The 26,876-nt window shown below is 63.9% G+C and carries 28 protein-coding genes; 11 read left to right on the forward strand and 17 right to left on the reverse strand.

What is annotated here, in order from left to right; genetic code table 11:
* The first annotated feature begins 108 nt into the window (after nt 1-108).
* Entirely contained in the window at nt 109-540 is a 432-nt protein-coding gene (locus tag KY084_RS13375; protein WP_219238979.1) for a copper chaperone PCu(A)C, read from the forward strand.
* A 6-nt stretch (nt 541-546) separates the two neighbouring features.
* Here the strand turns inward: KY084_RS13375 and KY084_RS13380 are convergent, their stop codons facing one another.
* A complete protein-coding gene (locus tag KY084_RS13380; protein WP_219238980.1) occupies nt 547-1,452 on the reverse strand; it encodes a CPBP family intramembrane glutamic endopeptidase in 906 nt (301 codons plus the stop codon).
* 104 nt (nt 1,453-1,556) lie between these two features.
* On the opposite strand from KY084_RS13380, the gene KY084_RS13385 reads away from it, so the two are divergent.
* Nucleotides 1,557-2,036, forward strand: coding sequence for a vgr related protein (locus KY084_RS13385; protein ID WP_219238981.1), 480 nt, complete (start codon nt 1,557-1,559; stop codon nt 2,034-2,036).
* On the opposite strand, the gene KY084_RS13390 is transcribed toward KY084_RS13385, so the two are convergent.
* Entirely contained in the window at nt 2,017-3,249 is a 1,233-nt protein-coding gene (locus KY084_RS13390; protein WP_219238982.1) for a polyhydroxyalkanoate depolymerase, read from the reverse strand. The genes KY084_RS13385 and KY084_RS13390 overlap by 20 nt on opposite strands.
* Nucleotides 3,250-3,430: 181 nt before the next feature.
* Here KY084_RS13390 and KY084_RS13395 point away from each other — a divergent pair, with 181 nt between their 5' ends.
* Nucleotides 3,431-5,245, forward strand: a complete 1,815-nt coding sequence (locus KY084_RS13395; protein ID WP_219238983.1) for an ABC transporter transmembrane domain-containing protein — start codon at nt 3,431-3,433, stop codon at nt 5,243-5,245.
* Between the two features lie 26 nt (nt 5,246-5,271).
* Complete coding sequence (locus KY084_RS13400) at nt 5,272-6,447, forward strand: saccharopine dehydrogenase family protein (RefSeq protein WP_219238984.1); 1,176 nt, start codon at nt 5,272-5,274, stop codon at nt 6,445-6,447.
* Between the two features lie 4 nt (nt 6,448-6,451).
* Here the strand turns inward: KY084_RS13400 and KY084_RS13405 are convergent, their stop codons facing one another.
* From KY084_RS13405 to rnr, 3 genes are all read right to left on the reverse strand, one after another.
* Nucleotides 6,452-6,778 carry a hypothetical protein gene (locus KY084_RS13405; protein WP_219238985.1) on the reverse strand — a complete coding sequence of 109 codons (327 nt, stop codon included), beginning with the start codon at nt 6,776-6,778 and terminating at the stop codon, nt 6,452-6,454.
* 68 nt (nt 6,779-6,846) lie between these two features.
* Complete coding sequence (locus KY084_RS13410; RefSeq protein ID WP_219238986.1) at nt 6,847-7,134, reverse strand: hypothetical protein; 288 nt, start codon at nt 7,132-7,134, stop codon at nt 6,847-6,849.
* Nucleotides 7,131-9,377 carry a ribonuclease R gene (rnr, locus tag KY084_RS13415; protein WP_219238987.1) on the reverse strand — a complete coding sequence of 749 codons (2,247 nt, stop codon included), beginning with the start codon at nt 9,375-9,377 and terminating at the stop codon, nt 7,131-7,133. Before rnr ends, KY084_RS13410 begins: the two co-directional genes overlap by 4 nt.
* A gap of 99 nt (nt 9,378-9,476) precedes the next feature.
* On the opposite strand from rnr, the gene glpD reads away from it, so the two are divergent.
* The gene (gene glpD, locus KY084_RS13420) at nt 9,477-10,949 is read left to right on the forward strand and encodes a glycerol-3-phosphate dehydrogenase (RefSeq protein ID WP_219238988.1); all 1,473 of its coding nucleotides are present in this window, start codon (nt 9,477-9,479) and stop codon (nt 10,947-10,949) included.
* A gap of 29 nt (nt 10,950-10,978) precedes the next feature.
* On the opposite strand, the gene KY084_RS13425 is transcribed toward glpD, so the two are convergent.
* The 6 genes from KY084_RS13425 to KY084_RS13450 form a co-directional block, all read right to left on the reverse strand.
* Nucleotides 10,979-11,989 (reverse strand): asparaginase domain-containing protein, encoded by a 1,011-nt coding sequence (locus tag KY084_RS13425; protein WP_219238989.1) that lies wholly within the window; start codon nt 11,987-11,989, stop codon nt 10,979-10,981.
* On the reverse strand, nt 11,986-12,444 hold the full coding sequence (locus KY084_RS13430; protein WP_219238990.1) for an OsmC family protein: 459 nt from the start codon (nt 12,442-12,444) through the stop codon (nt 11,986-11,988). Before KY084_RS13430 ends, KY084_RS13425 begins: the two co-directional genes overlap by 4 nt.
* Nucleotides 12,445-12,462: 18 nt before the next feature.
* Nucleotides 12,463-13,221: a 3'-5' exonuclease gene (locus KY084_RS13435; protein WP_219238991.1), complete on the reverse strand. Its 759-nt coding sequence runs from the start codon at nt 13,219-13,221 to the stop codon at nt 12,463-12,465.
* A 61-nt stretch (nt 13,222-13,282) separates the two neighbouring features.
* Nucleotides 13,283-14,668, reverse strand: a complete 1,386-nt coding sequence (pgmG, locus tag KY084_RS13440) for a phosphoglucomutase/phosphomannomutase PgmG (RefSeq protein ID WP_219238992.1) — start codon at nt 14,666-14,668, stop codon at nt 13,283-13,285.
* A 52-nt stretch (nt 14,669-14,720) separates the two neighbouring features.
* A complete protein-coding gene (locus KY084_RS13445; protein ID WP_219238993.1) occupies nt 14,721-14,987 on the reverse strand; it encodes a J domain-containing protein in 267 nt (88 codons plus the stop codon).
* A 1-nt stretch (nt 14,988) separates the two neighbouring features.
* The gene (locus KY084_RS13450; RefSeq protein WP_425516741.1) at nt 14,989-15,789 is read right to left on the reverse strand and encodes a division plane positioning ATPase MipZ; all 801 of its coding nucleotides are present in this window, start codon (nt 15,787-15,789) and stop codon (nt 14,989-14,991) included.
* A 77-nt stretch (nt 15,790-15,866) separates the two neighbouring features.
* Between KY084_RS13450 and panC the strand changes: the two genes are divergently transcribed.
* Together panC and KY084_RS13460 are read left to right on the forward strand one after the other, a co-directional pair.
* Complete coding sequence (gene panC, locus KY084_RS13455; protein ID WP_219238994.1) at nt 15,867-16,712, forward strand: pantoate--beta-alanine ligase; 846 nt, start codon at nt 15,867-15,869, stop codon at nt 16,710-16,712.
* A 120-nt stretch (nt 16,713-16,832) separates the two neighbouring features.
* Nucleotides 16,833-17,129, forward strand: coding sequence for an SEL1-like repeat protein (locus KY084_RS13460; protein ID WP_219238995.1), 297 nt, complete (start codon nt 16,833-16,835; stop codon nt 17,127-17,129).
* 64 nt (nt 17,130-17,193) lie between these two features.
* On the opposite strand, the gene topA is transcribed toward KY084_RS13460, so the two are convergent.
* Entirely contained in the window at nt 17,194-19,737 is a 2,544-nt protein-coding gene (topA, locus tag KY084_RS13465; RefSeq protein WP_219238996.1) for a type I DNA topoisomerase, read from the reverse strand.
* 150 nt (nt 19,738-19,887) lie between these two features.
* On the opposite strand from topA, the gene KY084_RS16415 reads away from it, so the two are divergent.
* Together KY084_RS16415 and KY084_RS13470 are read left to right on the forward strand one after the other, a co-directional pair.
* Nucleotides 19,888-20,586 carry a DUF4396 domain-containing protein gene (locus tag KY084_RS16415; RefSeq protein WP_246587140.1) on the forward strand — a complete coding sequence of 233 codons (699 nt, stop codon included), beginning with the start codon at nt 19,888-19,890 and terminating at the stop codon, nt 20,584-20,586.
* Nucleotides 20,583-21,635, forward strand: a complete 1,053-nt coding sequence (locus KY084_RS13470; RefSeq protein WP_343228024.1) for an NAD(P)H-dependent flavin oxidoreductase — start codon at nt 20,583-20,585, stop codon at nt 21,633-21,635. The genes KY084_RS16415 and KY084_RS13470 overlap by 4 nt, the downstream gene beginning before the upstream one ends.
* Before the next feature lie 3 nt (nt 21,636-21,638).
* On the opposite strand, the gene dprA is transcribed toward KY084_RS13470, so the two are convergent.
* On the reverse strand, nt 21,639-22,727 hold the full coding sequence (dprA, locus tag KY084_RS13475) for a DNA-processing protein DprA (RefSeq protein WP_246587141.1): 1,089 nt from the start codon (nt 22,725-22,727) through the stop codon (nt 21,639-21,641).
* Nucleotides 22,724-23,305 carry a glycerol-3-phosphate 1-O-acyltransferase PlsY gene (gene plsY, locus KY084_RS13480; RefSeq protein ID WP_246587151.1) on the reverse strand — a complete coding sequence of 194 codons (582 nt, stop codon included), beginning with the start codon at nt 23,303-23,305 and terminating at the stop codon, nt 22,724-22,726. Before plsY ends, dprA begins: the two co-directional genes overlap by 4 nt.
* 132 nt (nt 23,306-23,437) lie before the next feature.
* Between plsY and murI the strand changes: the two genes are divergently transcribed.
* On the forward strand, nt 23,438-24,235 hold the full coding sequence (murI, locus tag KY084_RS13485) for a glutamate racemase (RefSeq protein ID WP_219238999.1): 798 nt from the start codon (nt 23,438-23,440) through the stop codon (nt 24,233-24,235).
* 32 nt (nt 24,236-24,267) lie between these two features.
* Here the strand turns inward: murI and KY084_RS13490 are convergent, their stop codons facing one another.
* Nucleotides 24,268-24,447: a hypothetical protein gene (locus KY084_RS13490; RefSeq protein WP_219239000.1), complete on the reverse strand. Its 180-nt coding sequence runs from the start codon at nt 24,445-24,447 to the stop codon at nt 24,268-24,270.
* A gap of 225 nt (nt 24,448-24,672) precedes the next feature.
* On the opposite strand from KY084_RS13490, the gene hemA reads away from it, so the two are divergent.
* On the forward strand, nt 24,673-25,917 hold the full coding sequence (hemA, locus tag KY084_RS13495) for a 5-aminolevulinate synthase (RefSeq protein WP_246587142.1): 1,245 nt from the start codon (nt 24,673-24,675) through the stop codon (nt 25,915-25,917).
* Here the strand turns inward: hemA and KY084_RS13500 are convergent.
* The gene (locus tag KY084_RS13500; RefSeq protein ID WP_219239001.1) at nt 25,900-26,313 is read right to left on the reverse strand and encodes an ACT domain-containing protein; all 414 of its coding nucleotides are present in this window, start codon (nt 26,311-26,313) and stop codon (nt 25,900-25,902) included. The two genes, hemA and KY084_RS13500, sit on opposite strands and share 18 nt — an antisense overlap.
* Nucleotides 26,314-26,365: 52 nt before the next feature.
* Nucleotides 26,366-26,848 (reverse strand): hypothetical protein, encoded by a 483-nt coding sequence (locus tag KY084_RS13505; protein ID WP_219239002.1) that lies wholly within the window; start codon nt 26,846-26,848, stop codon nt 26,366-26,368.
* Between the last annotated feature and the right edge of the window lie 28 nt (nt 26,849-26,876).

A 26,876-nucleotide genomic window follows, 5' to 3' on the forward strand; every position in this document is an offset into this window, starting at 1 on the left:
GACTGGCGATATAGGTGGCGCTTTGCCTGCCGCAAGATCGCGAAGGGTGCGGGCGTTCGCGCGAACGTTCCCGATCGGGGAAAGGGAGGCTTCATCATGCGCCGGGCAATGATCCTTATTTCAACCGCCATGCTTGCCGCCTGCGGCAGGACTCCTGAGCAGCCGCGCGCCGACCATGCTTGGATCAGGCTGTCCGCCATCGCGGGGCGTCCTGCAGCGGAATATTTCGACCTGGACGGTGGCAGGCGCGACGACGCGCTGGTCGCCGCCCGAACGCCTGCCGCCGCGCGCGCCGAACTGCACGAAAGCATGAAGACGCGCGACGGTGCGATGATGACGATGAAAAAACTGGATCGGGTGCCGCTGCCCGCCGGCGGTCATGTCGCCTTCGCACCGGGCGGCAGGCATGTCATGCTGTTCGACGTGAATCCAAAGCTTCAGCCAGGGGATACGGTCCCTTTCACCCTGACGCTGGCGAGCGGCGCCACCGTCTCTGCGCAAGCGAACGTGGTCGCGGCGGGGCAATCCGCGCCTGAGTGATGTGCCTTACTCGACCGGCGCTGCGGCGCCTTCGCCAAGCCGCCCCTTTTGCCGCGCCAGCCACAGCGTGTACGCACCCACCCCGGTTCCGACGATCAGCCCGGCGAGCGAGGCTTCCGGCCCGAACGTGCCGCCTGACAGCCAGTGCGGCATATCCGCGGCGGGCCGGGTGAGGAGCGGCCCGCCCGCGAAGCCGTCAGTGCCCGAAACGGCAGCGCCGAAAATCCACCCTTGCGTGAAATTCCATCCGGCATGCACGCCGACCGAGACCCAGACACGCCCGGTGAGGATGTAGAAGGTGGCAAGCATCACGCCCGCCTCTACCGCGATACACAGCGCGGCGAACAGGCTGGCGTTCGGATTGCCGAGATGGACCAGCCCGAAAATGAGCGCCGACAGGCCCAGCGCGGGCCAGATGCCGAAGGCGCGCCACAACAGGCGAAGGATGACCAGCCGGAACAGCACTTCCTCCATCACGCCCGACTGGATCGATTCGGACACCGCTCGCGTCACCGTTTGCACGGGCACCGCCGTCACCGTCATCCATCCGGCGGTCCATGCGATGGCAACGGCCGCCGCCATCATCGCAGCGCCGATCGCAAGGCCAAGCGCCACCTCAAACGGAAAAAAGCGCAATTTAAGTTCTGAGGCGCGCCTCTTTTCGCCCCAGCCGACCAGCGCTGCATAAAGCGAGGTCGCGACCAATGCGCCCAATATCGTCGACAACAGCACGATGGTCTGGTTCACATCCGCCGGTTCGATGCCCGCTCTGCTCGCCGCAACGCCGACCAGTCCGCCAGAAATCAGGCCGAAAGTGAAAATCACCAGCACGGCGAGCAGCACCATCCAGCCGATGGCGCGCAGCCAGCGAAGCCTGCCCGGCGCGACTATCCGCGCATTTCCCAGTTCCACCGCACGCGCCATCATCGCCCCCGTTGCAAACCGCCATTCATGCTGGCCCGGTCTTCGCCATGCAATGCTTGTTTTCGTTCCGGCGGCGGCGGATATGCACAATCATGGCAGTTCGCGGCAGCCGCCCCCTCACCCCCGGCGAAATCGCATTGGCGCATCCCGTTTTCGGCGGTGCGATCCAATATGACGCGGCGCGTGTCGCAGGGCGCAAATGGGTGTTCTTTCAGCCGCGCAACACCGTCATGGCGCCGACGGGGTGCATCCATTTCCACCCCGATGGCGGTCTGTACCGCGACGATTTCAGCAACGCCTCGCTATCGCTGCAGGGATTATTCATCCATGAAATGACGCATATCTGGCAGGCGCAGGCAAAGGGCCGCTTCTACCTGCCGCTCATGCGCCATCCCTTTTGCCGCTACGCCTATCGCTTCGAAGCGGGAAAACCGTTCGCCGCATACGGGATCGAACAGCAGGCCGAGCTCGTCCGCCACCTGTTCCTGAGCCGCAAAGGAGCGCCCCCGGCGGGAGTGCCCCCACTGCCCGAACTGGAAGAAACGGTACGCTTCAGCCCGAATGGGCGCTGATCCATTTTTCCAGAACGGGTGCGACTTTGGTGCGCCATTTCGACCCGTTGAAGATGCCGTAATGGCCCGCCCCTTCGGCCATGTGATATTTCTTCATCTTCGCGGGCAGCTTGTCGGCGAGCGTCAGCGCCGCCTTTGTCTGGCCCAGCCCGGAAATATCGTCGCGCTCGCCCTCAACCGCCAACAGCGCGGTATCGGTAATGTCGGACGGCTTCACCAACCGCCCGCGATGGCGCATTTCGCCCTTGGGCAGCGCATGCGTCTGGAACACCAGTTCGACGGTCTGAAGATAGAATTCGGCGCTCATATCGCAGACCGAACGATATTCGTCGTAGAAGGACCGGGTGGCCTCGGCGCTTTCCTCATCGCCCTGGACGAGATGTTTGAACATCTCCCAATGGCTCATCAAATGGCTGCCAAGGTTCATCGACATGAACCCGGCAAGCTGGAGAAAGCCCGGATAGACTTCGCGCCCCGCACCGGGATACAGCATCGGCACGGTGGCGACGACATTCTGTTCGAACCACGCAAGCGGGCGTTCGGTGGCGACCGTGTTCACCGCCGTGGGCGCTTCGCGCGTATCGATGGGGCCGCCCATCATGGTCAGCGTGCGCGGACGGTTGGGATGGTTCTTGCCGCCCATGAACGCGGTCGCCGCATAGCAGGGAACGGAGGGCTGGCACACGGCGAGCATGTGCGCGCGCGGGTCCCCCGTTTCACCGATTTTGGCCAGAAATTCGACGACATAATCGACATAATCGTCAAGGTCGAAGCTGCCTTCGGCCAGCGGTACCATCTTCGCATCGCGCCAGTCGGTGATATAGACATCGGCAAAGGGAAGCATCCGCTCCACCGTGCCGCGAAGCAGGGTCGCATAATGACCCGACATCGGCGCGACGATGAGGAGTTTGGGACCACCCTCGACGCCTTCGCGAACGAAATGCTTCAACTGGCCGAACGGCTTGCGCAGCACGATCTCTTCCTGCACGGCCACCGTCTTGCCCGCGACCACCGTTTCGGTCAGCCCGAATTCGGGCTTGCCGCGCGGCTGGGCGGCATGGGCGAAGACTTCCAGCGCGCTTGCGAGCACCGGACCGCCGCCGAAATAGGCGAACGGGTTCGCCGGATTGGTCAGCATGCCGGCACCGAAATTGGCCCAGGCGCTGGCCCCGGCCAGCAGCGATCGTTGCATTTCGTAAGCGTTGTACAGCATCAAAATCCTTCCGCCCCCCATGGGCTCCCGCACGGCTCGCCCTGCGCCGGGTTTACGTGCCACGCGTGCTTATAGCGCGGCGATGGTGCGCTGCAATGTCGCACGCTGCGCGCCACGATCGGGTTAAAATCACCCATGGCGGTTTTACCGGTGCCCGGATCGCGCTAACCCGGTTCGCATCATGGCCGATACCGAAGCAGCACCGCCCGAAAAACCGGACCCGCCCGAAAAGCTGAACCCCGCGCCCGAACGAAAGCTGGGCAATCTGGCAATCGTGTGGCGCTTCACCGCGCCGTACAAGGGGCGGCTGGCGCTGGCGCTGATATCGCTGCTGATCGCGGCGGTGGCGACCATGTCGGTCCCCTATACCTTCCGCCTGGTGGTCGATCGCGGTTTCGCCGACACCGCCGATCCGTCGGCGATCCGGCCCTATTTCGAAATGCTGCTGGTCGTGGTCGGCATCCTGGCGCTGGCGACGGCCGGGCGTTTCTATTTCGTGTCCTGGCTGGCCGAACGCACCACCGCCGACATGCGCATGGCGGTGCACGCCAATCTGCTTCGCCTGCCGCCCAAATGGTTCGAGGTGAACCGGCCTTCCGAAATCGCCTCGCGACTCACCTCCGACACCGCGATCGTCGAACAGGTGGTGGGCAGCACCATTTCGATCGCGCTGCGCAACTTTCTGGTCGGCACGCTGGGCGTACTCTATCTTTTCGTGCTCGCGCCCAGAATTGCGCTGTTCCTGATCATCGGCATCCCGCTGGTCACGCTGCCGGTGATCTGGCTGGGCGGGAAGGTCCGCAAGCTGTCGCGATCGACGCAGGACCGGATCGCCGATGTCGGATCGATGGTGTCCGAAACGCTGGGCGCGATGCGGATCGTTCAGGCATTCGGGCAGGAACGGCGCGAACGCCGCCGCTTCGAAAGCGCGGTGGAATCGGTGTTCGCCACATCAAAGCGCCGTTTCGGGCTGCGCGCGCTGATGACCGCGCTGGTCATCGCGCTGCTGTTCGGCGCGATCACGCTGATCATGTGGGACGCCGTGGCGGGCGTTGCCAGCGGTCGGATCACCGGCGGAGAGATCACGGCATTCGTGCTGACAGCAGGGCTGGTCACCGGCTCGTTCGGCGCGCTGATCGAGGTGTATGGCGACCTGCTGCGCGCATCGGGTGCGGCGGCGCGTATGGCCGAACTGCTGGCTGAACAGCCCGACATCACGGCGCCCGCCGACCCCACCCCGTTACCCCTGCCGCCGCTGGGCGAGATTGCGTTCGATCACGTAACCTTCCACTATCCCACCCGGCCTGAGGTCGCGGCGCTCCACAATTTCTCGCTTCGGGTCGAAAGCGGCGAGACGGTGGCGCTGGTCGGGCCGTCGGGGGCCGGAAAATCGACGCTGTTCGGTCTGATCCAGCGCTTTTACGATCCGCAAGAGGGGACCGTCAGCATCGATCGCGTTGCCCTGCCCGCCGCCGATCCCGCGGTCACGCGCGCGCGCATCGCGATGGTGCCGCAGGAAACGGTGATGTTCGCCGCGTCGGCACGCGACAATCTGCGCTATGGCAAATGGGAAGCGAGCGACGAGGAAATCTGGCAGGCGGCGGGCGCGGCCAATGCCGCCGATTTCCTGCGCGACTTGCCGGAAGGGCTCGACACTTATCTTGGGGAGGGCGGTGCGCGTCTGTCGGGCGGGCAGCGTCAGCGCATCGCCATCGCCCGCGCACTACTGCGCGACGCCCCGATCCTGCTGCTCGACGAGGCGACAAGCGCGCTTGATGCGGAAAGCGAGCGGCTGGTGCAGGATGCGCTGGAAAAGCTGATGGCGAACCGTACCACGTTGGTCATCGCGCACCGGCTCGCCACCGTGCGCGCGGCGAAGCGGATCGTGGTGATGGATGCGGGCCGGATCGTGGAAACCGGCACCCATGCCGAACTTACCGCGCTGGGGGGCCTCTATTCGCGCCTCGCCAGCCTGCAATTCAACGAGGCCGGCTGATCGGCTGTTCATCGGGAGAGTAGAAAATGGCAAGCGAGCGCGAATTCGACCTGATCGTTTATGGCGCGACCGGGTTTACCGGGCGGCTGGTCGCCGAATATCTGGCCGCGACCTATTCCGATGGCAGCATCCGCTGGGCGATGGCCGGACGTTCCGCCGAGAAGCTGGAGCGCGTGCGCGGCGAAATCGGTGCGCCTGCCGATACGGCACTGGTCACCGCCGATGCCGCCAATCCCGCTTCGCTGCGCGCAATGGCGGCGCGTGCCAGCGTTATCATCAGCACGGTCGGGCCGTATCAATTATATGGCTCCGAGCTGATCGCCGCCTGTGCACAAAGCGGCACCGGCTATGTCGATCTGTGTGGAGAGCCCAACTGGATGCGCGCGATGATCGACGCGCACGAAGGCACGGCAAAGGCGAACGGCGCGCGGATCGTGTTTTCCTGCGGTTTCGATTCGATCCCCTTCGACCTTGGCGTGTGGTGCGTTCAACAGGCCGCGAAAGCGCGTTGGGGCACCCCCGCCGCGCGCGTGAAAGGCCGGGTAAAGGCGATGAAGGGCACATTTTCGGGCGGCACCGCGGCCAGCATGAAAGCCACGATGGCGGCGGGCGCGAAGGACCCGTCGGTGCTTAAGCTGATGATCGATCCCTTTGCGCTTACCCCCGGCTTTACCGGCGTCGACCAGCCAAAAGGATTGATGCCGCACTATGACGAAACGGTGGAGGCATGGGTCGCTCCGTTCATCATGGCGGTCATCAATACCAAGAATGTTCACCGCACCAACGCGCTTGCCGGACTGCCTTATGGCGCCGATTTCCGCTATGACGAAATGATGATGGTGCCGGGCCTTGGCGAAGCCGGAAAGGCTGCGGCGGAGGCGATCGCCAACGCCAATCCGATGGGCGGCAAGGACGCGCCTAAACCCGGTGAAGGCCCAAGCCGTGAAGAACGCGAAAGCGGCTTCTACGAATTGCTGTTCATCGCCGAAAACGGGGATGGCGAAACCATCACCGCTACGGTGAAGGGCGACCGGGATCCGGGCTATGGATCGACGTCAAAGATGATCGCCGAGGCGGCGATATGTCTGCTGCGCGATGTTCCGGCGGATCGCGGCGGCATATGGACGCCCGGCGCGTTGATGGCCGAGCCGCTAACAAAGCGGCTCGAAGCCCGCGCCGGGGTCACCTTTTCGGTTTCCTGAAGCGTCAGTCGCGGTCGAGCAGCGACGACTGTTTCACCGCGGCAACCGCCGCCGCGATCGCGCCTGCGCCCAGCACGGCGGCAAGGCCGACCCGGCGAACCCGGCGGCGACGGAATTTCCTGTAATGCGGCACGTCGATGTAAAAGCCGCCTTCGTTATCCTGCTTGACGATGCCGCGCGCGCGCATCCGTTCGAAAATCCGGCGGTCGAGCGGGCGATCGGGTTCATAGCCGACCGCACGGTCGCGCGCTACGGCGTCCTGCCGCATGAAATGCGCGATGATTTCCTTGCGACGACGGATTACGGTTTCTCGCGATGTGGTGGTGGACATCAATGTCCCTCCTCTTTTCGTGTCGGTTGGTTTGAAAAAGCGCATGCCCGCCCGGTCGTTCCGTCGTTTCAGCGATAGAATGCCAATGCGACCAGCGCGATCGTCAGCGCAACGCCCAGCCACAGCCACGAACGGCGGCGGCGAAGCGCGGCGATATCGGCGTCGAATGCAGCGACATCGACATAATAATGGCCCGGTTTTGCTTCGCGAATGATCGCATGGTCACGCATATAGTCGAACGCAGCGCGGTCGCTTCCCTGCGGAATGGCGAAGGGTTCGGCCTCGGCCGGCGAAATGGCGTGACGGGCAAGCAGCGGCTGCGCCGTTTCGAAGCGCGCCCGTTCGCGAACGCTCATCGTTTCTTACCCTTGCCCTGATGGCGGATATTGGCGGGGCGTCCGCGCCGCTTGATCTGCCGTTTCGGCTTGCCCTTGTGCCGCAAAGCGCTGTTCCCCGCCGATCCCTTGCCGTCGGGCAGTTCAAAGCGCAGCGCGCCCGATACCGGGTTCGCCTCCACCAGCCTGAGCGGCAGGCGCTGGCCGAGCGAAAACGCTTCGCCACTGTCCTCGCCGACCAACCGGCGGCCCGCCTCGTCATAGCGGAAATATTCGCTGCCAAGGTCGCGCGCGGGCACCAGCCCGTCGCCGCCGATCCCGTCGACGGTCGCGAAGAAACCAAAACTCTGAACCCCGGTAATGCGCGTTTCCATCACCTGCCCGACATGTTCGGACAGATAGGCGGCGACATAGCGGTCGATCGTATCGCGCTCCGCCTCCATCGCGCGGCGTTCCAGTCCGGAAATCGTCTCCCCCACCCGCTCCATATTGCCCGCATCCTCAGCGCTCAGCGCGCCGGGACCCAAGTCATAGGCGCCGACCAGCGAGCGATGGACGATCAGGTCGGCATAGCGGCGGATGGGCGAGGTGAAATGGGCATAGCTGCCAAGGCCAAGCCCGAAATGGCCGTGATTGGCGGGGCCGTAATAGGCCTGGGTCTGGCTGCGCAGCACCTGCTCCATCACCTGGGGGCGGAAGTCGGCATCCCCCACCCGGTCGAGCACCCGGTTAAAGGTCGCTGGGCGAATGACCTGCCCCAGCGCGAATTCCACGTCGAAAGTTTTCAGATACTCCTTGAGCGCGACCAGCTTTTCGCGGCTCGGCGTTTCGTGAATCCGGTACATCACCGGCGCCTTTTTCGCCTCCAGCGCCCTGGCCGCCGCGACATTGGCGGCGATCATGTAATCTTCGATCAGCTTGTGCGCGTCGAGGCGCTCGCGCGGCGCGACCGAGGTGATGCGCCCCTTTTCATCCAGCACGATACGCCGTTCGGGAATGTCGAGATCGAGCGGCTCGCGGCTCTCGCGCGCCTTATACAGCGCCTTCCAGCACCCCCAGAGCGGATTCAGCGCGGTTTCGACAAGATCGCGGGGAACCGCATCCTGATCGCCATCGATTGCCGCCTGCGCGTCTTCATAGGCGATGTTCGCCGCGATGCGCACCACCGCGCGCGAAAACCGCCAGTCGCGGATCGCGCCGTCCTTGCCGATGGTCAGGTGGCACGCCATCGCGGCGCGGTCTTCCTCCTGTTTCAGCGAGCAGATATCGGTCGACAGCGTTTCGGGCAGCATCGGCACAACGCGATCAGGGAAATACACGCTGTTGCCGCGCCGCCGCGCCTCGCGATCGAGCGCCGATCCGGGGCGGACATAAAAGCTGACATCGGCGATCGCGACGATCGCCTTCCACCCGCCGCTGTTTTTCGGATCGTCGTCGGGGGCTGCCCAGACGGCATCGTCATGGTCGCGCGCATCAGCGGGATCGATCGCGACGATGGGCAGATGGCGCAGGTCTTCGCGCTCACCCAGTTTCTGCTTCGAAACCCGCTCCGCCTCTTCGAGCACCGCTTCGGGGAAAACGTGCGGGATTTCATGTTTGTGGATCGCGATCAGCGAGAAGCTCTTCGCTTCGAACGGATCGCCCAGCCGCTGGACCACCTTGGCGGTGATGCGCGGCGGGCGGCCAGTCTTTTCCGCCATGACCAGATCGCCGGCCTCTGCTCCGCCGGTATCGGAGACCGGAAAGTCGCGCTTTTCCTTTTTCTCCAGCCCCTTCAGCCAGAATTTGCCGCCCTCTTCGTGCAGCACACCCATCAGCGGCTCTGCGCCGCGCTGAAGCTTTTTCATCGGATGGGCGATCCAGCCCTTCCCCGCTTCCTCGGTGCGCGACAGGATGCGGTCGCCGACGCCCAGCGCGCCCTTTTTCGACCGTTCGCGCACGCGAAGCCGGGGCGGCGGCGAATCTTCCGCTTCCCAGCGTTCGGGCTCCGCCCAAACATTGCCGCCGTCATCGACATCGATGATGCGCAGCACGGTGACCTTTGGCAAGCCACCCATCTTGTGAAAGGCGCGGCCGGGTGCGCTGTCGATCAGCCCTTCATCGCCCATGTCGCGAAGCAGTTTTTTCAGCGCGATCTTTTCCTGTCCGCGGATGCCGAAGGCGCGGGCGATTTCGCGCTTGCCCGCCGGCTGGTCCGAATCGGCGATGAAGTCGAGAATCTGCTGGCGCGTGGGCAAGCCTGCGGGTTGTTCTTTTCTAGTCATTATCGCGCCCAAGATAGGGAAGGCTTGCATCCGCGTCACCCCGCACATGCCAACTTCCCGGCTTCAACCCCGCCGGCCAATTCGGTAGAGCTCGCTGCGATGAGCTATGATCTTCTTGTCGTGGGCGGCGGTATCAACGGCTGCGCCATCGCGCGCGAGGCGGCGCTGAATGGTCAGCGCGTGCTGCTGGTCGAAAGCGACGATATCGGGGCGCATACCTCTTCGGCGTCGAGCAGGCTGATCCATGGCGGGCTGCGCTATCTGGAATATTATGAATTCCGGCTGGTGCGCGAAGCGTTGCAAGAGCGCGAGCGGCTGTTGAAGGCGGCACCCCACCTGATCCGTCCATTGGAATTCGTCGTGCCGCAACACGGATCGCAGCGCCCGGCATGGATGATGCGCGCCGGGCTGATGCTCTATGATATGCTTGCGCGCTCTTCGATGCCGCGGTCGCGCAAGCTCGGCCCGCAGGACCGGATCAGCCGGCTTGCGCTGCGCACCGCCGACAAGGGCTATGCCTATTGGGACGCGTGGACCGATGATTCGCGCCTCACCCTTTCCAACGCGCTGGACGCCGCCGATCTGGGCGCGGAAATCCGCACCCGTTCGGGTCTCGCCTCGGCGCGGCGGGTCGGCGAATTGTGGGAGGCGCGGCTCGAAACCGGCGAAACGGTGCGCGCCCGCGCGATCGTCAATGCCGCCGGACCGTGGGTGGGCGAGCTGCTGAACAAGGTCGGCATCACGACCAAAAGCAAGGTGCGGCTGGTGAAGGGCAGCCACATCACGGTGAACCGCCTGTATCACGGCCGCCATGCCTATCTGTTGCAACAACCCGACCGGCGGGTGGTCTTCGCGCTGAATTACGACACCGATTACACCACCATCGGCACCACCGACGTACCGGTTGACGATCCGCGCGATCCGGTGATCGACGATGCCGAAATCGACTATCTGCTGGAGGCGGCGAACCGCCATTTCCGCTATCGGATCGGGCGGCACAATATCGTCCATAGCTGGTCGGGCATCCGCGCGCTGTACGATGACGGGGCGAAGGAAGCGCGCGCGGTGACCCGCGACTATGTCCTGGAACTCGATGAAGACGGCCCCGCCGCGCTGTCCGTTTTCGGCGGAAAGATCACCACGGCGCGCGCACTGGCCGAAGACGCAATCACCCGGCTGGCACCCGTGCTTGGCATCGAAAAGCCGGTGACCAGCCGGGACCGTTCCTATCCGGGCGGCGACATCCATGATTTCAACGCCTTCCTCGAACGGGTGCGCGGCCGCTTCCCCTTTCTGGGCGATTCGCGTTCGCTTCGCATGGCGCGCGCCTATGGCACGCGGCTGTTCACGATGCTGGACGATGTGCGCAGCGAGGCAGCGATGGGCCGTCAGTTCGGCGACGGCCTGAGCGAGGTCGAGGCGAAGTGGATGCGCGCGCAGGAATGGGCGATCACGGCCGAGGATGCGCTGATGCGACGCAGCAAATGCGCGATCCATATGACCGAGGCGGAGCGCGAGGAATTCGCTCGCTGGTGGGACAGCGAGGACGGCGCGATCGATCTGGAAGTCTGACGCCGGCATTTCCCGCCGACGGCTTCGCTTCAGATCAGATAGGCATCGAACGCGGCCAGCGCCTCACGCGCGGTCAGCCCCTGTCCCGTGCCGATCATCTGCGCCACCAGCAACAGGTGGAGCGGCAGATCGCGATAGACCAGCACGCCCGCATCCTTCAGCCGCTTTGACCCGGCATAGGGAATCGGCACGTTGGGCGAAGGCACCGAACATATCGCCAGCACTAGATCGCTCCGGCGCTCATGCAAGGCGAGCAGGGAGGTTTCGGTTCGCGCCGAACTGGCCGTGCCGCTGTGATAGCCTTCGATCAGCAGCGCGCCGCCAGTCGGCAGCGAATCATATATCCGCATATCGATGCCGGGAAAGAGCAGCGCGGTCGCCACCTGCGACTTGGCCCGCTTCAATCCGTCGGACGTGATATCACGCGGCAGCTTTGCCCAATCGATTTTGGTGAAGATCGACTGCGCCTGCGCCACCGCGTTGGTGACATGCGGCAGATCGGCATAAAGCTGCCTGAAATGCGCTTCGTCGAAACGCGGCGGGACCAGGTCGGTCGCCGGGATGACGCCGATCCCGTCGCAATCGGCATCGTGAAATGCGGCGTAGACGCCCGGCCGCAACGAATCCGACGCCGCCGCGCGCAAGGCCGCGCGCATATTCGCATCGGCATCCGACGCTTCATGGTTCGGCGGATAGAAGGCACCGGTCAGGCAGATTTTCACCGGGCTGTCGCGGAAAAGCACGGCAAGAAACGCCGCAGTGAAATGCAACGTATCGGTGCCGTGGGTGAGCACGATCGAGTCATGCCCTTCCCCGATACAGCGTTCAATGACGTCGGCGAAGATCATCCAGTCCTCGGCCTCGAATTCGCTCGATTCGCGGTTGGCGGCGGGCATGATCCGCACCGGCACGCCGACCTCTTCGGCCATCGCCGTCAGCCGGTGGTTGAGGACGGCGCTGCCTTCATCGATCGCGATCTGTTCGGAGCCGCGCAGCGATCCGATCGTGCCGCCCGTGGTGATGACCGCGACGTCGGTCATTCGGCGTCCCCCGCCAGCGCGGTGTGGACGTGCAGCGTGCCGGTGAGCGTGCGGTGGACCGGGCATTTGTCGGCAATTTCCAGCATGCGCGCACGCTGCGCATCGCTAAGGTCGCCATGCAGTGTAATTCTGCGGAAAACAGCCTCGATCTTCGCTTCGGGCGCGTCGCAATGATCGCAATCGCGCGCATGATCGCGATCATGGCGCAGGCGGATCCTGACGCCCTCCAGGGGGATGTTCTCGCGCGCGGCGACCATCTTCATCGTCATCACCGTGCAAGACCCCAGCGCGGCGAGCAGCATGTCATATGGTCCCGGTCCGATATCGCTGCCGCCCACCGCAACCGGTTCGTCGGCGACCCAGCGATGGGTGTGGGTCGAAAGTTCGGTCGCGAACGCGCCCATGCCGCTTTTCGCAACCACCTCGCCGGGCGCGATGGCGGTATCGTCGATCATAGCTGCACCATATTCCTGTTAAAGCAGCAGCCATTCCTCGGCGCTGCGGCTGCCGACAAAGCCGCCCTGCCCCCGGCGCTCGGCCTCCTGCTCGGCGGTATAGCGTATATCGGGATCGCGGTCGTGCAGGAAGCGGGCGAGCGATTCGTCGTCGATCTCGTTCCACTCCTTGCCGCGGTCCGGCCCCATCCGCACGCGCGGCAACAGCCCCGGCAGGTTCGACCATTCGATCAGTTGCGCAATGCTCGCTTCGTTCAGCATATCGCGCAGGTGATGCGCGGTGACATAGGCGTCGGGAAAGGCGCGATGCACCGGCAGGCCACGTTCGTGCACCAGCCCGTCGGGCTTGCGCCAATATCGCAGCATCTGGTTGGAAAAGCTGGGCGAATCAGGCCAGAGCCGCATCGCGCATTTCCAGGTGCATATCCAGTCCGCCCCGCGGGTCAGCGGCGCGGTGCAGAATTGCTGTTCGAAATCAGCGCGATGCGCGGCAAGCGCCACCCGCCGCGGCCAGGGGTCGAGCACCTGACGCGCGACATCGTGCCAATAGGGCGCATCGGCCACCTGTTCATCGAGGATGTGGTGCACGGCCTGAGTCACCGGTGGAATCGGGCGGCCGGGATTGACCAAAATTCCACCATGCTCGTCAGTCAATTCCCAGCGGCCGCCGCTGCCCAGCGCCACATCCTGCCAGCCGATTTCGCAAACGCCGTGCGCCGGCGGGCTCGACCCGGTGGTTTCCAGGTCGATGACTCGAATGATGCGATCGGAGGACATGGGCCCCTAAGTGGCGGCTCCGCCCTCCGATTGCCAGTGCTGATTTTGGCCGCGGACCGGTTTAATGCCCGGCTTGCGGACCGCGCTCGACCCCGCTTTTGGCGAGCTGATCGTCGATCTGCGCGACCAGCCGGTCGAGACCTTCCCTGCTGGTCGATTCGGCGCGGGCGACCAGCACGTCCTGCGTGTTGCTCGCGCGCAGCAGCCACCACCCGTCCGGGGTGTTCACCCGGGCGCCATCGGTACGATTGACATCAGCACCGTCGGCCTCCAGCCGGTCGAGCACTTCGTCGACGATCGCGAACTTGCGGCTTTCATCGACCTGGAACCGCATTTCCGGCGTGTTGATCATATTGGGCATTTCGCCGCGAATCTGAGTCATCGACTTGCCGATCATATGCACTGCGCGGATAAGTTGCACCGCCGCATATTGCGCATCGTCGAACCCGTAATAATCGTGCGCGAAGAAGATATGGCCGCTCATTTCGCCAGCCAGCGGCGCGCCGGTTTCCTTCATCTTCGTCTTGATAAGGCTGTGACCGGTCTTCCACATCAGTGGTTCGCCGCCCAGTTCGGCAATCCGGTCGTACAGCATCTGCGATGCCTTGACATCGGCGATGATCGTGGCGCCCGGCACTTCGCGCAGCACAGGTACCGCCAAAATGGACAAAAGCTGATCGCCCCAGATCACGCGGCCTTCGCCGTCGATCGCGCCGATCCGATCGCCATCGCCGTCGAAAGCCAGTCCGAAATCGAGATTCTTCTCCGCGACGAGCCGTTTCAGATCGGCAAGATTCTTCTCTTCGGTGGGATCGGGATGATGATTGGGAAAATTGCCGTCGACTTCGGTGAACAACAGATGATGCTCACCCGGCAGGAGCTCGACCAGCTTCTCGATCACCGGGCCGGCCGCCCCGTTGCCGCAGTCCCAGCCGATCCTGTAGGCACCGCCGGCATAGCCTGCCATCAGGCGGCCGACATAATCGTCCATGATGTCGGCTTCATCGACATTGCCGGTTTCGACCTCGTCCCAGTCGCCTTGCGCCGACATCGCGCCGATCTTCTGAATATCCTCGCCGAAAAAGGCGCTGTGCTGAAAAACCATCTTGAAGCCGTTATATTCGGCGGGATTATGGCTTCCGGTTACCTGAATGCCGCCATCGACCTCCAGCACCGCCTCGGCATAATATAGCATCGGCGTCGGCCCCAGGCCGATGCGAACCACGTCGACGCCCGCCTGGCGCAGCCCGTCGACCAGCGCGGTTTCCATCTGCGGCGACGATGCGCGGCCGTCGCGCCCCACCGCCACGCGCCGACCGCCCGCCCGGCGGATCAGCGTGCCGAAACTGCGGCCGATGGCATGCGCGTCCTGCGTGCCGAGCGTTTTTCCGACGATGCCGCGAATGTCGTATTCACGAAGCGTTGACGGGTCGAAGCGATGTGTCACCTGGTGCCTCCTTGCATGGTGCCTGCCTGAATTCCTGGCATGTCCCGAAAGTTCAATCGGATGTTCGCCCGATCAACAGATCGCGCGCGGCGTTGATGCGCCGGGTCGCCTCCGCCGATCCGCCCCGATCGGGATGGACCCGAGCGACCTGACGGCGATGCGCGGCGCGAATTTCGTCCCGTCCCGCGTCGCGGCCGACGCCCAGCACGCTGCGCGCCTCTGCCTCGTCGGCGGGAAGTTTAAGTCGTTCGGCCTTGCCCTTGCGCATCAGGAGCCAGAGCGCGGCGAAGATCAGCGCGACGAAGATCAGCTTCGCCATGTCAATCCACCGGCTGCGGCGCGAGGTCCGGTAGCGCAAGCCCCGCCATCATGTCGCGCAGTTCCTGCCGCGCGGCGACATGCGACAGGCCCATCGCCCCGAATTCCTTCGAATCGAGCATGGTCAGCCCCTTGGGGAACAGTTCGCGATAGATGACGCGTTCGGACAAGCCGGAAATGACCCGGAAGCCAACCCGTTTGGAAAGCTGGTCGATCGCCTCGCTCACCCGGCGCATGTTGCGCGCCTCGATATGCTGCATCCGGTTCCTCAGCACGACCCAGTCGATCGCGCTGCCATCCGCCTTTGCCCGGGTGGTGCGCGATTCCCAGATCAGTTCGGAATAAAAGCTGGGCCTGACGACCTTGTACGTATCGGGGTCTACCTGACCGATCAGATCGAAATCGACGAAACTGTCGTTCATCGGCGTGACCAGCGTATCGGCGTTGGTCACCGCGATCCGTGCGAACCGGTCGTCGCGGCCGGGCGTGTCGATGACCAGATAATCGGCGCCGGCGCCCAGTTCGTCTAGCGTGCGCGAAAACAGCGAAATGCTTTCGCCGTCATGGGTGCGATATTCGGGCATCGGCAATTGCCGCCCGGTGCGGCGGATCGTCTCCGCCCGGTTGTCGAGATAGCGGCCAAGCGTACGCTGACGATGGTCGAGGTCGAACGCCGCCACCTTCGCCCCACGCGCGGCAAGGGCGATAGTGGCGTGCACCGCAGTGGTGGATTTGCCGGTCCCGCCCTTTTCATTCGCGAACACGATGACGTGCAACCGGTTCGATCCGTGCCCCAAGTTCACTATATCCTCAGTTGATCCCTGCGTCCCCCCCTCATAGAAGACGCGCCTTCAATTTCCATATCCAAGGCCAGGTACGCGTGCAAACCATCCGTCAGCTAACCCAATTGCGTGAAGCGGTCGCCGCCTGGCGGGCAGAGCAGCTTCGCGTCGCGCTGGTGCCCACCATGGGCGCGTTGCATGACGGGCATATGGCGCTGGTCGAAGCGGCGAGACGCAACGCCGATCGCGTCGTGGTTTCGATCTTCGTCAATCCCCGGCAATTCGGCGCGGGCGAGGATCTGGACCACTATCCGCGCCGCGAACAGGCCGATTCGCGCATGCTGACCGATGCAGGCGTCGATCTGTTATGGCTGCCCGATGCCGAAACCATGTATCCGGCTGGTTTCGATAGCAGCATCCATGTCGGCACGGTTAGCGAAGGGTATGAAGGCGCAAACCGTCCCGGCCATTTCGATGGCGTGGCGACAGTGGTGGCGAAGCTTTTCAATCAGGTGAGTCCCGATCTGGCACTGTTCGGCGAAAAGGATTACCAGCAGCTCGCCGTCATCCGCAAAATGGTCATCGATCTGGATTTCATGATCGACATTATCGGCGTTCCCACCCAGCGCGAGGATGACGGGCTGGCCCTGTCATCGCGCAATATCTATCTGGTCGATGAAGACCGGCAGGCGGCGGTGGCGCTGCCCCGCGCGCTCGGCATCGCAGCGCGCGACATCGCCCGTGGCGGCGATGTGCCGGCGGCGTTGGCACAGGCGCGCGAGACTCTGGAAAAAGCGGGTTTCGATGTCGATTATGTGGAGATTGTTAAGGAATCCACGCTAGAGCCGCACGATCCCGAAGCGCCCTCGCGTCTGATCGCCGCGGCAAAGATCGCGGGCACCCGCCTGATCGACAATATCGTGGTGGAACCGGGCCCCGCCTGACAGCATCGTAAAATTACAGCACAGCACGCTGTAATATAACAGTTAATATTGTTAACCATTTGTTGAAAACTCGTGGTCAATCCTTGTCCCTGCAATCATGCAGAACAAGGGAGACGCGCCATGGGCAAAAGCGTCAAAAGTGCCACATTCCTGATCGAAAGCCACTTGCAGCAAGCAGCACGCGGCGATGCCGAGGCATGGTTCGAACTGGGCATGGTCTATTCCAGTGGTGCAGCAGGGTCCGATATCGACCTGATCGAAGCGCACAAATGGTTTAATCTGGCGGCGATGGGCGGGAATCCCCGCGCACAGGAATGCCGTTCCGAAATCGCCGATTATATGAGCGCGTTCGAAATCGCCGAAGCGCAGAAACAGGCCCGCGCATGGCTGAACCAGTCTGGCGCCCGCGCGCATTGAACGTGTCGCGACGATGTTCGCCCTGCAGTCTGCCGCAGGGCGAACGGGGTGGGCGGAACGTCGTCTAATCGTCTTTCGCGGATGCTTTTTTCGCGGGACTTTTCTTTGCCGCCGGCTTTTTCTTCGGTGCCGCCTTCCTCTTCGCGCCCTTCTTCTTAACCGGCCCCTTGGCTGCCTTGTCATCGATAAGCTGCGCCGCCTCTTCCAGTGTCAGCGCATCCTTGTCGATCGTCTTGGGCAACGTGGCATTGGTTGTTCCGTCGGTGACATAGGGACCGTAGCGCCCCTCCATCAGCTTCACCTCTTCCTCGGTCCGCGGATGCTTGCCCAGCACCTTTAACGGTTCGCGAGTACCACGGGCGCGCGGTCCCTTTTCCGCCGCTTCGGCCAGCTTCACCACGGCGGCGTTCATGCCGGTTTCGAACACTTCCTCGGTCGAGGACAGTTTCGCATATTTGCCGTTATGCTTCAGATACGGGCCATAGCGGCCGATCGACGCTTCGATCGGTTCGCCCGTTTCGGGATGGTCGCCGATGGTGCGCGGCAGGCTGAGCAGCTTGAGCGCCATTTCCAGATCGAGTTCGCCCGGCAGGTCCTTGGGGATCGACGCACGCTTCGCCTCCTTGCCCTCGCCTAGCTGGATATACGGGCCGAACCGTCCCGATTTGCGCTCGACCTCCAGCCCGGTTTCGGGGTCGGTGCCCAGCCCTTCGGGACCGGTATCTTCGGACGCGACGCCCGGCTGCGCAAAGGCGCGGGTGTATTTGCAGTCGGGATAGTTGGAGCAGGCAACGAACGCGCCAAACCGCCCGCCGCGCAGCGCCAGCCTGCCATCGCCGCAACTGGGGCAGGCGCGCGGGTCCGATCCATCGGCCTTTGCCGGGAATAGGAAGGGTTCGAGGAACTGGTCAAGCTGCGCCGTCACCTCGGACGGTTTGAACTCCATGACCTCGTTGGTGCGCGGTTTGAAATCGCGCCAGAACGCTTCGAGCACCGCCTGCCATGCCGCGCGACCGCCGGACACATCGTCCAGTTCCTCCTCCAGCCCGGCGGTGAAATCATAGCTGACATATTTTTCGAAAAAACGTTCGAGGAACGCAGTCAGCAACCGGCCGGTTTCCTCGGCGAAAAAGCGGTTCTTCTCGGTGCGCACATAGGCGCGATCCTTCAGCACCTGAATGATCGAGGCATAGGTCGATGGCCGCCCGATCCCCAGTTCCTCCAGCCGCTTGACCAGCGATGCTTCGGAAAAGCGCGGCGGCGGCTGGGTGAAATGCTGTTCGGCGCGCACGCCGATCTTCGCCGGGGAATCGCCTTCGCGCAACATCGGCAGACGGCGCGAATCCTCGTCATCCGCGTCGTCGCGCCCTTCCTCGTACAGCGCGAGGAAGCCGGGAAAGAGCACTACCTGCCCCGTCGCCCGAAGCGCGGTGCGCCCGGTGCCGTCCTCCAGTTCGATCGTCGTGCGTTCAAGCCGCGCCGACGCCATCTGGCTCGCCAGTGCACGCTTGAAGATCAGATCGTACAGGCGGCCGTGATCACCCGAGCCTGCGCGGTCCTTTGAAAAGTCGGTGGGGCGGATCGCCTCATGCGCTTCCTGCGCATTCTTCGCCTTTGTCTGATACTGGCGCGGCTTATCGGGGACATAGCCGCCGTCATACCGGTCCTGGATCGCCTTGCGCGCGTCCTGAATCGCGCCGCCGTCCATCTGAACCCCGTCGGTACGCATATAGGTGATCGCGCCGTCTTCATACAGCGCCTGCGCGATCCGCATCGTGTGGCTGGCGGAAAAGCCCAGCTTTCGCGCCGCTTCCTGTTGCAGCGTGGAAGTGGTGAAGGGCGGCGGCGGGTTGCGCGTGCCTGGCTTGGTCTCGACCGAGGCGACAGTGAAGCGCCCCGCCTCGACCGCAGCTTTCGCGCGCATGGCGGTGGCTTCGTCGCCGATGGTCAGCCGGTCGATCCTGTCGCCTTCGAACCGGACAAGGCGCGCTTCGAAACCGGTGCCGTCCTGTTCCATATCGGCCGCGACCGACCAATATTCCTGCGCGACGAAGCTTTCGATCTCGCGCTCGCGCTCGACCACCAACCGAAGCGCAACCGACTGCACTCGCCCCGCCGATTTGGCGCCGGGCAGCTTGCGCCACAGCACCGGCGACAGGGTGAAGCCGACCAGATAGTCAAGCGCCCGGCGCGCGCGATACGCATCGATCAGATCGGTATCGAGGCCGCGTGGGGCTAGCATCGCATCGGTCACCGCCTTTTTTGTGATCGCGTTGAAGGTGACTCGCTCCACCTCTTTGGGCAGCGCCTTTTTCTTCGCCAGCACTTCCTGCACATGCCAGGAAATCGCCTCCCCCTCACGATCGGGGTCGGTGGCCAGGATCAGCCGGTCGGCCTTTTTCGCCTCATCCGTAATCGCCTTTAGCTGCTTCGATTTGTCGGCATAGGGTTCCCACGACATTTCGAATCCCTGATCCGGATCGACCGACCCGTCCTTGGGCGGCAGATCACGGACATGGCCGTAGCTCGCGAGAACGCGGTAATCCTTGCCGAGATATTTCTCGATGGTTTTCGCCTTGGCCGGCGATTCGACGATGACAAGCTGCATGAGAGAGTGGAAACGTCCTTACATGTGTGCGCACAAGGATGGGGAGCCTCCTAGCGGCTCGTCAAGGTGCGCGACAGACCGTTTATCGGAACCTGTCGAGCGTATCGAACGTGTAAGCCGCAATCGCCGATCATTGCCACGGAGACGATATTGCCGGATTTTCCTGCCTGGCTGCACACGCTTTCACTACTTTCGCTTGCCATCGGCTTTGGCTGCGCGGTCGTTATCGTGATCGACGAAGTTCGCCATCCGCAGAAAATGTGGATCATGAATCTGGTCTGGCCGCTGACCGCGCTGTTCGGCAGCGTCATCTGGCTGGCCTTCTACAACAGTTTCGGGCGCAATGACGGCACGCAGGACGATGCGCCGCCGATGCACATCGCCGTTGCCAAGGGCGCATCGCATTGCGGGGCTGGCTGTACGCTGGGCGACATCATCGTCGAATGGGCGGCGTTCGCCATTCCGGGAATCGCGACATTGTTCGGCTGGCACAGCCTGTTCGCCGAGAAGACCTTTGCGGTATGGATTCCCGACTATCTGGTCGCGTTTGCCATCGGCATTGTCTTTCAATATTTCACCATCGCCCCGATGCGCGGTCTGTCGTTCGGCAAGGGCGTGTGGCAGGCGGTGAAGGCGGACACGCTGTCTATCACCAGCTGGCAGGTGGGCATGTACGGCCTGATGGCGATTGGCCAGTTCGCCTGGTTCAAACCCGCTTATGGCGGCGTGGCGGAGGTGAACACGCCCGAATTCTGGTGGCTGATGCAAATCGCGATGCTGGCGGGATTCGCCACCGCCTATCCGACCAACTGGTGGCTCGTGAAATCGGGCCTGAAGGAAAAGATGTGACTTTGACCGACCGCCTCGCCCTGACCGTCCCGATTTTTCAGGCACCGATGGCGGGCGTTTCCACGCCTGCGCTTGCCGCCGCGGTGTGCGAGGCGGGAGGGTTGGGTGCGCTGGGGCTGGGCTCCAGCAACGCCGAAACCGCACGAACGATGATTCGCGAAACGCGCGAACGCACTACCCGCCCGTTCAACGTCAACCTGTTCGTCCATGCCGACCCGGCTGAAGACTGGCCGCGCGAAACAGCCTGGCTGAAAGCGCTGGGCCACAGCTTTGCCGAAGCTGGCGCGGAGCCGCCGGATGCCCTTCGCACCATCTATCGCAGCTTTGCGCACGACGACGCGATGCTCGCCATGCTGCTGGACGAAAAGCCGGCGGTGGTGAGCTTTCATTTCGGTCTTCCCGACGCCGGGCGGATCACCGCGCTTCACGAGGCGGGCTGCCTGCTGCTCGCCACCGCGACCAGCCCCGATGAAGCGCGGGCGGCGGAGCGCGCCGGGATCGACGCCATTGTCGCGCAAGGCTTCGAAGCTGGCGGGCATCGCGGGATTTTCGATCCCGACGGGCATGATGAACAGCTTGGCACCCTCGCGCTCACCCGACTGCTCGCATCGCGCTGTTCGGTCCCGGTGATCGCCGCCGGCGGAATCATGGACGGCGCCGGAATTCGCGCCGCGCTTGATCTGGGCGCGATCGCAGCGCAGCTCGGCACGGCTTTTATCGCCTGTCCCGAAAGCGCAGCCGATGACGGGTATCGCGCCGCGCTGACGGGAGAGGCGGCAGAACATACGATTATGACGCGCGCCATTTCGGGCCGCCCGGCGCGCGCGCTTGCCAACCGGTTTACCCGCCTCGGATCGAGTATCGACGTGCCGCCACCCGATTATCCGCGTGCCTATGATGCCGGGAAAGCGCTCAACGCCGCGCACAAGGCAAAGGGAGAGGCCGGGTTCGGCGCGCAATGGGCGGGGCAAGGTGCGCCACTCATCCGTGCGATGCCAGCCAGCGAATTGATGGCGCAGCTTCGCCGGGAGTTGCACGACGTACGCTAGAAGCTAGGCGAGGCTTACCCTGCCCCCCGCATGCCGTTCCAGCCGTCCGGCCAGTTCCAGTTCGAGCAGCACCGTCTGAACCGCGGCGGGCGCATGGCCTGACTGGCGGATGAGTTCGTCGACCGCGACCGGCACGGGGCCGAGCAGACCGGCGACATTGCGCCGTTCCACATCGCTGGCGTCGGCCGCGGGCGGCGCGCCGCCGAACGACGAGGATGGCGAGCGTACCGCGCGTGCGTCGATGGGCCGGATCATCTCGATAATGTCTGCCGCCGACTGGACCAGCGTCGCCCCTTCGCGGATCAGCATATTGCATCCCTGCGCACGCGGATCGAGCGGGCTGCCCGGCACCGCCATGACCTCGCGCCCCGCCTCCCCGGCAAGCCGCGCTGTGATGAGCGACCCCGATTTCGGCGCCGCTTCCACCACCACCGTGCCCAGGCTCAACCCCGCGATGATCCGGTTGCGATAAGGAAAGTGTCGCGCGCGCGGTTCAGTGCCCGGCGGCTGTTCGGCGATCAAAAGCCCGCGATTTGCCACCGCTTCCTGAAGCTCGGCATTTTCGGGCGGGAACGCGATGTCGATGCCGCTGGCGATCACGCCCGCCGTGCCGCCATCGATCGCGCCGATATGCGCCTGCGTATCGATTCCGCGCGCCAGTCCGGACACGACGGTCAGGCCCTGCCCCGCCAGCCCTTGCGACAATTGCCGGGCGAAACGGCATGCGGCGGCTGACGCGTTGCGTGCGCCGACCATCGCGATGCAAGGGCGCGCCATCAGCGCTGAATCGCCGCGCAGGATCAGCGCGGCCGGCGCATTGTCGAGTTGATCGAGAAGCGGCGGATAGTCCGCATCGTCGCGAAACAGATAGCGCGCGCCCAGTTTCTCCACCTGCGCGATTTCGCGCACGACCATGCGTTCATCGGCGATGACCGGTGTCCTGCCCCCGCCGCGCCGGGCAAGGTCGGGAAGCGCGTCGAGCGCCGCAGCCGCACCTCCGAAACGCGCGACGAGCTGCATATAGGAAACCGGCCCGACATTGGCGGAACGGATCAGGCGAAGCCGCGCGAACCGGACGTCCGGTTCGCTCAACGCGAGCCGCCGACGCGCGGCTCCTCCCCGGACATCAGCCGATCGATATTCTGGCGATGCTTCCAAACGGTGAGCAGGGCCAGCGCGAGGTACAGCAGCACCAGATCGAACCGGCCGAACCATGCGGCGGTGACAGGCGTGCTGAGCGCCGCCGCCATCCCTGCGAGCGAGGAAATGCGAAGCGTCGCAAGCAGGCCCAGCCAGAGCAGCGCATAGACCAGCGCGCAGGGCCAATGCAGCGCGAGCGCGATCCCCATAAAGGTCGCAACCCCCTTCCCGCCCCGGAATTTCAGCCAGATCGGGTAACAATGCCCCAGAAAGACGGCGGCAGCGGCGAGCAGTTCGTTGCCCGGAAAGACCAATCCCGCCAGCCAGACCGCAGCCCAGCCCTTGAACAGATCGAGCAGTAGCGTTGCCGCGGCCAGTCCCTTGCGCCCGGTGCGCAGCACATTGGTCGCGCCGATATTGCCCGATCCGATGCTGCGCAGATCGCCCGCCCCGGCAAGCGCGGTCAGGATCATGCCGAACGGAATCGCGCCCAGCAAATAGCCCAGCAATAATGCTCCGGCAGGTGCCATCCAGATGATTTCGGTCTGCACTAAATCCCCTTGCAGCCCGCAAGCTAGGCCGTCAATTGCGCAACGGCAACAACCTCGATCAGCTTTGCGCCCGCTTGACGATGGCGAAGCGCCAGCCCATCAGCGCGCGCCATGACCGACACGCGGCCAGTGCTGTTTTTCGATTCCGGCGTCGGCGGGCTGTCCGTGCTGGGGCCGACGCGCGCGCTGCTGCCCCACGCGTCTATCGTCTATGCGGCCGATTCGGCCGGCTTTCCCTATGGCACGCGCAGCGACGCCGATATCGCGGCACGCGTGCCCGCGCTGCTCGGCCGGCTGACCGAACGCTACCACCCCCGCCTGATCGTCATCGCGTGCAATACGGCATCGACCATCGCGCTCGCGGCGGTTCGCGCCGCGCTGGACCTGCCGGTGGTCGGCACCGTACCGGCGATCAAGCCCGCCGCGCAGCAGAGCGGCACGCGAGTCATCGGCGTGCTGGGTACCCCCGCCACCGTGCGGCAGACCTATGTCGACGATCTCGCCGCGCGTTTCGCGGGCGATTGTGTGGTCCTGCGCCACGGGTCGGCCGAACTGGTGAAACTGGCAGAGGCGAAATTGCGCGGCGAACCGGTCGAACCCGCCGCTTATCGCGAAGCGCTGGATGGGCTGTTCGGGCAGGAAGGCGGCGGCGAGATCGATATTGTCGTCAATGCGTGCACCCATTTCCCGCTGATCGCGCAGGAACTTTCGCAAGCCGCGCCGCATCCGGTGCGCTTCATCGATGGTGGACCGGGGATTGCGCGGCGCATTGCCCATCTGACCGCCGGTCAGTCATGGCCGGAAACTTCCCCGCCGGGCAAGGCTGTTTTCACCCGGCTGGGCCACGCGGAACGCGCGCTGGAACCGGCGCTATCCGGCTTTGGCCTCGATACCATCGAAGCGCTGTAAAGCGGCGCACGGCCGCGCCAAAACCGGTGGTTTCAACCGCGCCGCGGGATGGTGGAACTTGCCATGTCGGCATCGTCGCGCGCCATCACGCAATAGCGCTCGGCCATCTCGCGATGCGCCCTTCGCGCCGATGCATCGACGGCGCGATCAGCCGATTCGCGTTCCTCGCGTTCGCGTTTTTGCCAATATTGGCGGTGTGGATGATCAATCATTCGCTTTCCCCTCGAAACCGAACGGGAGCGCTTTTTACGTCTCTCAGCCGCAGCCATGCCCGGAGTCGATGGGCTGCGATATCGCCTTGTACCACAGCCGCGGGGGACGCGACTTGATCGAGAGCAATCGCAGATAGGAAGGAACCTTTCGCCTACGGATGAATACGTAAAAGCGCAGCGCGACACTGGAAATCCCCGGCCGATGGGTTTACCCGCAGAGGAATCATGACCAGCGAAACCCATGCCGTTCCGGGGATCGACTATAACCGCGCATTCGCGCAGGCGATCGACCGGCTCCATGCCGAGGGGCGCTATCGCGTCTTCATCGACATCCTGCGTAACAAGGGGATGTTCCCCAATGCGCGCTGCTTTGCGGGACATAATGGGCCGAAGCCGATCACCGTATGGTGTTCGAACGACTATCTGGCCATGGGGCAGCATCCAAAGGTCATCGCAGCGATGGAAGAGGCGTTGCACGATGTAGGCGCAGGTTCCGGCGGCACCCGCAATATCGGCGGCACCACCCATTATCATATCGATCTGGAGACGGAGCTGGCCGACCTGCATGAAAAGCAGGGCGCGCTGCTTTTCACCTCCGGTTACGTTTCGAACGAGGCGACGCTGTCGACGCTGGCCAAGATCCTGCCCGGCTGCATCATTTTCTCCGACGAACTAAACCATGCATCGATGATCGCGGGAATCCGCAATTCGGGCTGCGAAAAACGGGTGTTCCGTCACAATGACGTCGAACATCTCGAAGCGCTGCTCGCCGCCGAGGACCCGGCCGTTCCAAAGCTGATCGCGTTCGAAAGCGTCTATTCGATGGATGGCGACATCGCGCCGATCCACGCGATCTGCGACCTGGCCGACAAATACAACGCGCTCACCTATCTCGACGAAGTGCACGCGGTCGGCATGTACGGCCCGCGCGGCGGCGGCATTTCGGAACGCGACGACGCCGCACGGCGCCTCACCATCATCGAAGGGACGCTGGGCAAGGCGTTTGGCGTGATGGGCGGCTATATCGCGGCGGACAAGCAGATCATCGATGTGATCCGCAGCTATGCTCCCGGTTTCATCTTCACCACTTCGCTTTCCCCCGTGCTGGTTTCCGGCGCGCTGGCGAGCGTGCGGCACCTTAAATCCTCAAGCGCGGAGCGTGACGGGCAGCAGGCGGCGGCGGCGAAGCTGAAGGCGATGATGCGCGATGCCGGCCTGCCGGTCATGGATTCGACCACGCATATCGTTCCGCTGATGGTCGGTGACCCGGTGAAGGCGAAGCGGATCAGCGACATCCTTCTCGCCGAATATGGCGTTTACGTGCAACCGATCAATTTCCCGACGGTGCCGCGCGGGACCGAACGGCTTCGCTTCACGCCCGGCCCGGCGCATGACGAGGCGATGATGACCGAGCTGGTCGAGGCGCTCGTCGAAATCTGGGACCGGATGGAGCTAAAGCTCGCCGCCTGACCGGCCGTCGCGCTGAAGGGCCTGAAGCACGGCCAGCGCTGCCTCGGCGTCGGCCGTGGGAACGAAAACATGATCGTGGTGATAGGCAGCGACCATGTTCGCAGCGATGTCGTGCCGCGCCAGCGCGCCCGATACCGCGGCGGTCAGCCCAACCCCGTCAAGCGCGGAATGAACCGTTAGCGTGATGCAGCGCATCGGCGGAGAACACGCCAGCCCTTGCGCGCGATCGGTCGGTAGAATCAGCGACACGCCCTCCGCCTCCCGAAAACTTCCTGACGCGAACGCCGCGAACGCGCTTGCCGCCTGTGGATCGGCAAAGGTTGCGAAGACATACTCGCCCGGTTGCAATGCCGGCTCCATCGCGGCGATCATCGCCGCCGTTTCGCGCACCGCCATCAACTATCATCCCCATCGGTTCCGGCGGCCGCCACCGCACCGATGACGCGGATCAATCGCGGCAATAGCCTTCGCCCTGTTTCACCATCACGCAATTGCGTTTGCCCGCCAGATATTTGAGTCCCGTCTGATCGCCCGTCGCTTTTTTCAGGACATGATTACCGTCCGGTCTGGAAAAGGCGATGCCGTGATCGGTCGCAGTACCATCGAACGTCCCCTTGTGATCCAGATCATATTGCATGGTCAGTTCGTAATCCGCCTCGCTATCCTCATCGGTCGGCTTCTTGATGTCGAGATAGGTGCCCTCCACCCCTACCCATTTGCCGATCCAGTCGTCATAGCGCCCCGGCTTCACCGGCCCGGCGATGGCGTTGCCCGCATCTTCGATTCCGTTTCCGACGCTGGAGGCGGTTTCGCCGATCGCGTTCGCGATCGCCTCGCTCGCATCCTCCGCGCCGTTGCGTTCCGCAGGACTCGACCCGCCGCACCCCGACAGCAGGGCGATGGAAAAAAGGGGGATCAGCAATTTGCGCATCTTGGCTCCTTCGTCTTGGCGCGCGGCG

It is taken from the genome of Stakelama flava, assembly GCF_019351405.1.
Taxonomy (GTDB): Bacteria; Pseudomonadota; Alphaproteobacteria; order Sphingomonadales; family Sphingomonadaceae; genus Sphingomonas; species Sphingomonas flava_A.